The 7,073-nt window shown below is 39.3% G+C and carries 8 protein-coding genes; 7 read left to right on the forward strand and 1 reads right to left on the reverse strand.

Annotated features, from left to right (window positions below; all coding sequences use genetic code 11):
• The first annotated feature begins 133 nt into the window (after positions 1-133).
• From dnaJ to deoC, 5 genes are all read left to right on the forward strand, one after another.
• On the forward strand, positions 134-1,276 hold the full coding sequence (dnaJ, locus tag CHI06_RS18610; protein WP_095250125.1) for a molecular chaperone DnaJ: 1,143 nt from the start codon (positions 134-136) through the stop codon (positions 1,274-1,276).
• 17 nt (positions 1,277-1,293) lie between these two features.
• On the forward strand, positions 1,294-2,235 hold the full coding sequence (gene prmA, locus CHI06_RS18615) for a 50S ribosomal protein L11 methyltransferase (RefSeq protein WP_095250126.1): 942 nt from the start codon (positions 1,294-1,296) through the stop codon (positions 2,233-2,235).
• A 106-nt stretch (positions 2,236-2,341) separates the two neighbouring features.
• Complete coding sequence (locus tag CHI06_RS18620; RefSeq protein WP_095250127.1) at positions 2,342-3,094, forward strand: 16S rRNA (uracil(1498)-N(3))-methyltransferase; 753 nt, start codon at positions 2,342-2,344, stop codon at positions 3,092-3,094.
• A gap of 5 nt (positions 3,095-3,099) precedes the next feature.
• Positions 3,100-4,458 (forward strand): tRNA (N(6)-L-threonylcarbamoyladenosine(37)-C(2))-methylthiotransferase MtaB, encoded by a 1,359-nt coding sequence (mtaB, locus tag CHI06_RS18625; RefSeq protein ID WP_095250128.1) that lies wholly within the window; start codon positions 3,100-3,102, stop codon positions 4,456-4,458.
• An 84-nt stretch (positions 4,459-4,542) separates the two neighbouring features.
• Entirely contained in the window at positions 4,543-5,217 is a 675-nt protein-coding gene (gene deoC / locus CHI06_RS18630; RefSeq protein WP_095250129.1) for a deoxyribose-phosphate aldolase, read from the forward strand.
• A 31-nt stretch (positions 5,218-5,248) separates the two neighbouring features.
• On the opposite strand, the gene CHI06_RS18635 is transcribed toward deoC, so the two are convergent.
• Positions 5,249-6,178: a Na/Pi symporter gene (locus tag CHI06_RS18635; protein ID WP_095250130.1), complete on the reverse strand. Its 930-nt coding sequence runs from the start codon at positions 6,176-6,178 to the stop codon at positions 5,249-5,251.
• Between the two features lie 213 nt (positions 6,179-6,391).
• Between CHI06_RS18635 and rpsU the strand changes: the two genes are divergently transcribed.
• A complete protein-coding gene (gene rpsU, locus CHI06_RS18640; RefSeq protein ID WP_075686208.1) occupies positions 6,392-6,565 on the forward strand; it encodes a 30S ribosomal protein S21 in 174 nt (57 codons plus the stop codon).
• A gap of 15 nt (positions 6,566-6,580) precedes the next feature.
• Positions 6,581-7,027, forward strand: coding sequence for a GatB/YqeY domain-containing protein (locus CHI06_RS18645; protein WP_095250131.1), 447 nt, complete (start codon positions 6,581-6,583; stop codon positions 7,025-7,027).
• The last annotated feature ends 46 nt before the right edge of the window (positions 7,028-7,073 follow it).

Genomic DNA, 7,073 nt, shown 5'->3' on the forward strand with positions numbered 1-7,073 from the left:
TGGAGCTAGACAATAATAGACTTACTAACTGATGAAAAAGTCAAAGTCAGCATCGGCTTTGACTTTTTCTTTGTAATTTGTGTTTTTATTGTGTTAGAATAATCTTTATGTGAAAGATTCGGGAGTGGTAATCATGAGTAAACGAGATTACTATGAGGTGCTTGGTGTTAGTAAGAGCGCTTCTAAGGATGAGATAAAAAAAGCATATCGAAAGCTCTCTAAACAATATCATCCAGATATTAACAAAGAGCCTGATGCTGCAGATAAATTTAAAGAAATCGCAGAAGCTTATGAGGTTTTAAGCGATGATCAAAAAAAGGCACATTATGATCAATTTGGTCATACGGATCCAAATCAAGGCTTTGGAGGCGGCGCTGATTTTGGCGGCGGTTTTGGAGGTTTTGAGGATATTTTCAATACTTTCTTTGGCGGCGGCGGCGGCGGCGGCGGCGGGTCACGCAGGCGCGATCCTAATGCCCCTAGGCAAGGTGCTGACTTACAGTACACGATGACAATTACGTTTGAGGAAGCAGCATTTGGAAAAGAAACAGATATTGAAATTCCGCGTGAAGAAACCTGCAGTACATGCAGCGGGTCTGGTGCTAAAAAGGGAACAAAGCCTGAAACATGTCAACACTGTCATGGAACAGGACAGTTAAATATTGAACAAAATACGCCTTTTGGCAGAGTGGTTAATCGCCGTATTTGTCACCATTGTAATGGTACAGGAAAAGAAATTAAGCATAAATGTGCAACCTGTGGCGGTAGTGGTAAGGTGAAAAAACGCAAAAAGATTCATGTGAAAATTCCTGCAGGTATTGACGATGGACAACAGTTAAGGATTTCAGGACAAGGTGAGGCCGGTATAAACGGAGGTCCATCAGGTGATCTTTACATTGTTTTCCACGTAAGAGAGCATGAGTTTTTTGAAAGAGATGGCGACGATGTTTATTGTGAAATGCCTATCACCTTTGTTCAAGCATCGCTCGGAGATGAAATCGAAGTCCCAACCTTGCATGGCAAAGTAAAAGTTAAGGTCCCATCTGGTACGCAGACAGGAACAAAATTCCGACTCAAAGGTAAGGGAATTCCGAATGTACGTGGATATGGAACAGGGGACCAGCACATAATCGTCCGTATTATTACTCCGACTAAGTTAACGGATAAACAAAAGCAGCTTCTTCGTGAATTTGCTGAACTTAGTGGAAATTCACCAATTGGTGAACATGAAGAAGGTTTTTTCTCAAAAGTAAAACGAGCCTTTAAAGGTGAGTAAGGATTGGAGTTGGTAGAATGAAGTGGTCTGAATTTAGTATTCACACTACAAACGAAGCGATTGAACCAATATCACATATTTTACACGAGGCCGGTGCCAGCGGTGTAGTTATTGAAGATCCTTTTGAACTAACAAAGGAAAGGCAAGATCAGTTCGGGGAAATCTACCAACTCAATCCAGATGATTACCCTGAAGAAGGTGTTATCGTTAAAGCCTATTTACCAGTTAACAGCTTTCTAGGTGAAACTGTGGATGCGATAAAAGAATCCATTAATAATCTGATTATCCACAATATTGATATTGGAATTAACAAAGTAACCATTAGTGAAGTGAATGAAGAAGAATGGGCTACAGCATGGAAGAAATATTATCATCCTGTTAAAATTTCTGAGAAGTTTACAATCGTTCCTACTTGGGAGATTTACACCCCAGTCAGCAGTGATGAATTAATCATTGAACTGGATCCTGGGATGGCTTTCGGAACTGGAACGCATCCTACTACGGTCATGTGTATCCAAGCATTAGAAAGGTCTGTCAGGCCAGGTGACAGGGTAATTGATGTTGGTACTGGCTCTGGAGTTCTTAGTATTGCTGCTGCCATGTTAGGCGCAGAAGATGTTCGTGCCTTTGATTTAGATGAGGTTGCTGTCACTTCAGCGCGACTCAACATAAAGCTTAATAAGGTAAGCGACAAAGTTACCACTTCGCAAAATAATCTATTAGATGGTGTAGAAAAGAACTGTGCTGACGTTGTCGTTGCCAATATTTTAGCCGAAGTTATTCTACGTTTTACAGATGATGTAGCACGTGTTGTTAAACCTGGAGGGACTTTTATTGCCTCAGGTATTATTCAGCAGAAGAAAGATCAAGTAAAAGAAGGACTCATTCAGTCCGGATTTGAGATCATGGAAACCATCTTAATGGAAGATTGGGTTGCGATTATTGCCAAAAGGGTATAATGCTTAAAAAAAAGGGGATAATGCCCCTTTTTTCTATTTCACTTCTTTAAAAGTGAGATTTAATACAGTACAATGAAGAGTAAAATGTTTTAGAGGGGTGCATCGTGTGCAACGCTACTTTGTTAAAAAACGAGCAAATGAAAATAGTTTTGTGATTGATGGTGATGACCGCCACCATATTACTAAGGTTATGCGTATGGAAATCGGGGACAAAATTATTTGTGTTGAACCAAACGGGGATGCAGCAGTTTGTGAAATTGCAAAAATTACCGATGAACAAGTCGTTGCAGACGTTGTACAATGGAAAGATGAGAAGTCAGAGCTTCCTATTTCAATTACGATTGCTAGCGGACTTCCAAAAGGGGACAAACTTGAATGGATTATTCAAAAAGGCACGGAACTTGGTGCCCATGAATTTATTCCTTTTGCTGCCCGTCGTTCAGTCGTAAAATGGGATGATAAAAAATCCGGTAAAAAAGTAGAGAGATGGCAAAAAATTGCCAAAGAAGCAGCGGAGCAATCCCATCGTGCATATGTCCCTGAAATTAGCAGCCCAATGAATTTTAAAGCTTTGATTGAGAAAAGCAAAAATTTTCATTATAAATTAGTTGCATTTGAAGAAGAAAGTAGAAGTGGTGAAACATCTATTTTTTCAGCAACATTACAAAAAATGAAGCCAGGGGAATCGCTGCTTTTGGTATTTGGTCCTGAGGGTGGATTAGCTGAAGAAGAAGTTAACGTTTTACAAGAAAATGACTTTACTCTTTGCGGCTTAGGTCCGCGAATATTAAGAACGGAAACTGCGCCACTGTATGCTTTAGCGGCGATTTCCTACCATTTTGAATTAATGAGGAGATGAATACAATGCCAACAGTCGCTTTTCATACACTTGGATGTAAAGTGAATCATTATGAGACTGAAGCTATCTGGCAATTGTTCAAGCAAGAAGGCTATGATCGAGTTGATTTTGAATCAATCTCTGATGTATATATAATTAATACTTGTACGGTTACAAATACAGGCGATAAAAAAAGCCGCCAAGTAATTCGCCGTGCGGTCCGCAAAAATCCCGATGCAGTAATTTGTGTGACAGGATGTTATGCGCAAACATCACCTGCAGAAATTATGGCAATACCTGGTGTTGATATCGTAGTTGGAACCCAGGATCGAGTGAAAATGCTTGAATATATAGAACAGTATAAGACAGAACGCCAGCCAATAAATGGTGTTGGTAATATCATGAAAAACCGTGTCTATGAAGAACTTGATGTTCCTGCATTTACCGATCGTACACGTGCTTCATTGAAAATACAAGAAGGTTGTAACAACTTCTGTACTTTTTGTATTATCCCATGGGCACGCGGGCTAATGAGATCACGTGATCCAAAAGAAGTCATTCGTCAAGCACAGCAGCTTGTGGATGCGGGTTACAAAGAAATTGTGTTAACCGGGATTCATACAGGTGGATATGGCGAGGATATGAAGGATTACAACCTTGCCCTGCTGCTTCGTGATTTAGAAGCCCAAGTAAAGGGACTTGCACGTCTCCGAATTTCTTCTATTGAAGCAAGTCAAATCAGTGATGAAGTAATTGAAGTAATTAAACACTCAAATATTATTGTTCGTCATTTGCATATCCCAATTCAATCCGGTTCAAATACAGTCTTAAAAAGAATGCGTCGTAAATATACGATGGAATTCTTTGGCGAAAGATTAGACCGCCTAAAAGAAGTACTTCCTGGTCTTGCTGTTACATCAGACGTAATTGTCGGTTTTCCTGGTGAAACTGAAGAAGAATTTACGGAAACATATAATTTTATTAATGAACATAAATTTTCTGAACTACATGTCTTCCCTTATTCTAAGCGTACAGGAACACCTGCTGCCAGAATGGATGATCAAGTGGACGAAGAAGTTAAAAATGAGCGAGTGCACCGCTTAATTGCTCTTTCTGATCAATTAGCTAAGGAATATGCATCACAATTTGAAAATGATGTATTAGAAGTAATTCCCGAAGAAGAGTTCAGCGAGGGACTGTATATAGGATACACAGATAATTATTTGAAAGTGGTATTCCCTGCAACAGAAGAAATGATAGGTAAACTTGTTAAAGTGAAGATTTCAAAAGCTGGGTATCCTTACAATGAGGGACAATTTGTCCGAATTGTTGAAGATGAACCAGTAAAACTTGAAGTATTTACGGAAGAAGAAGCTGCCATTTAAGGACCTATTTAGGTTCTTTTTTTTATATTGATTTGGGTATTCTAATGTTAGTATCAAATTCTTTATAGAAATGGGGCTAGTAAAATGGCTACTGCCAATGTTGCTTCGATGATTGACCATACATTGTTAAAAGCGGACGCTACACGTCAACAAATTGAGACCCTTTGCCAAGAAGCTAAGGAGCATAAATTTTTTTCCGTTTGTGTAAATCCCACTTGGGTTAGTACTGCGAGAGATTTATTAAGTGGAAGTGGCGTTAAGGTTTGTACTGTTATTGGGTTTCCACTCGGTGCGACAACTCCGGAAACCAAGGCATTTGAGACAAAAAATGCAATAGAGAATGGTGCGGACGAAGTTGACATGGTAATCAATATCGGCGCTTTGAAGGATAAAAATTATGAGTTAGTGGAAAAGGATATCCGGGCAGTTGTTGAAGCTGCAAAGGGTAAAGCATTAACAAAGGTTATCATTGAAACAAGCTTGCTTTCAAGGGAAGAAAAAATTCACGCCTGCGAGCTTGCAGTTAAGGCAGGAACAGACTATGTTAAGACATCGACTGGGTTCTCGACAGGCGGTGCTACGGTTGAAGATATTAAGCTGATGAGAGAAACGGTTGGACCTGATATTGGAGTTAAAGCCTCCGGAGGGGTTCGTAATACAGAAGATACCGAAAAAATGATTCAAGCAGGAGCAACGAGAATTGGCGCAAGTGCAGGAGTTGCCATTCTTCAAGGCTTGACGGTTACTTCGGATTACTAAAAAAGACGGCCATGGCCGTCTTTTTTGTGCTTTATTTTGTTTTTTCACCATGAACTTTCAGGATCATTTCACCAAATTTTGTTGCAAAAGGCAGGACCATGATGGATGAAACGACGTTAAATATAACACTAATATGTGCTAGTTGAATCATTTTTTCATCCGCTAACAAATGCGCATTCTCGGACAAAGCGGGGATAAAGGGAGTAAAGAGTAAAACACCAGCTACATTAAGCCAAACGTGTGCAAAGGCAGCTAATCTTGATTCTTTCCCGCCTCCAATCGAAGCAATCATTGCAGTGATACATGTCCCGATATTGGCCCCAAACACAATCGCAATTCCTGCATCAAGATGGAGCAACCCTGCCGTTAAAAACCCCATGGTGATTCCGGTCATAGCTGTACTAGATTGAATAATGGCAGTTATGACTGCTCCAGTTATAATACTTAAAATGATATTGTCGTTAATGGAGAGGATAAAATTATTGATAAATGGGAGTTCAGTTAATGGACGAGCCAAAAGCTCAAAACCTTTCATTGATGTAAAGACTGAGGCGATTCCAAAGGTGACCATACCAATGCTTCTAATCTTTATAGGTTTAAAAAAGGTAAGTAAGGCTCCAATAATAGCGAGTGGTACTAGAATTTTATCAAGATTGAAGGTAATTAGCTCTGTTTTAAAGGTTGTACCGATATTTGTACCCAAAATAATCCCAATAGATTGAGGAAAGGTCATGATTTTCGCTGAAATTAAGCCAATCGTTATGACCATGACGGCTGAACTGCTCTGTAATAAAGCAGTAACAAAGGTGCCTGTCACCATACCTTTTAGTGGTGTACTTGTTAGTTTTGTCAGCCATCCTTTTAACTTATTCCCCGATAAATTAAATAATCCAAACCTTATAATGGTCATACCGAAGATAAATAATAAGATAAATAAAATAAATAATACTATGTATAGCATGTCTTCACCCCCTACCTTCATTGTATGCCTGTGGGAAAGGGACATGCCAGATTTATAGTGGGTTGTTCAATAAAATGTGGATTTATGAATAAAAATATAAAAAGCTTGATTCATCTCTAGAAATACAGTTGACCTAATTTCTATGATATATTATAATTGCAGGGTACATGGATTGAATGTAAGTGTGTTGTGTTTCGGAGGGAGGGAAAGAGAATGTCTAAAACCGTCGTTAAGAAAAACGAATCGCTTGAAGATGCTCTTCGTCGCTTCAAACGTACAGTATCAAAAACTGGTACTTTGCAAGAGGCAAGAAAGCGCGAATTCTACGAAAAGCCAAGTGTAAAGCGTAAGAAAAAGTCTGAAGCAGCAAGAAAACGTAAGTTCTAAGAGAGGGTGTAATTAATGAGTCTTCTCGAGCGTTTAAATAGTGACATGAAACAAGCGATGAAAAATAAGGAAAAAGACAAACTCATAACGATTCGGATGGTAAAAGCTTCATTGCAAAATGAAGCGATTAAGCTTGGAACAAAAGAGCTTTCCGAAGAAGTAGAGTTAACTATCCTTTCTCGCGAAGTGAAGCAACGCAAAGAATCCCTCCATGAATTTGATAAAGCAGGTCGTCAAGACCTTGTTGATAAATTGCGTGCAGAGTTGGCTATCGTCGAACTGTATTTACCGAAGCAGCTTTCCGAAGAAGAGTTGTCAGAAATTGTTAAAGAAACAGTCTCTGAAGTCGGTGCAAAATCAAAAGCGGATATGGGAAAAGTGATGGCTGCGATTATGCCTAAAGTAAAGGGTAAAGCAGACGGGTCACTTGTAAATAAATACGTACAACAACACCTTTCATAATTATTCTGACAACCAAAACCGCGAGCGTATAGCTTGCGGTTTTTCA

This window comes from Bacillus sp. 7884-1, assembly GCF_002272245.1.
Classification (GTDB): Bacteria; Bacillota; Bacilli; order Bacillales; family Cytobacillaceae; genus Neobacillus.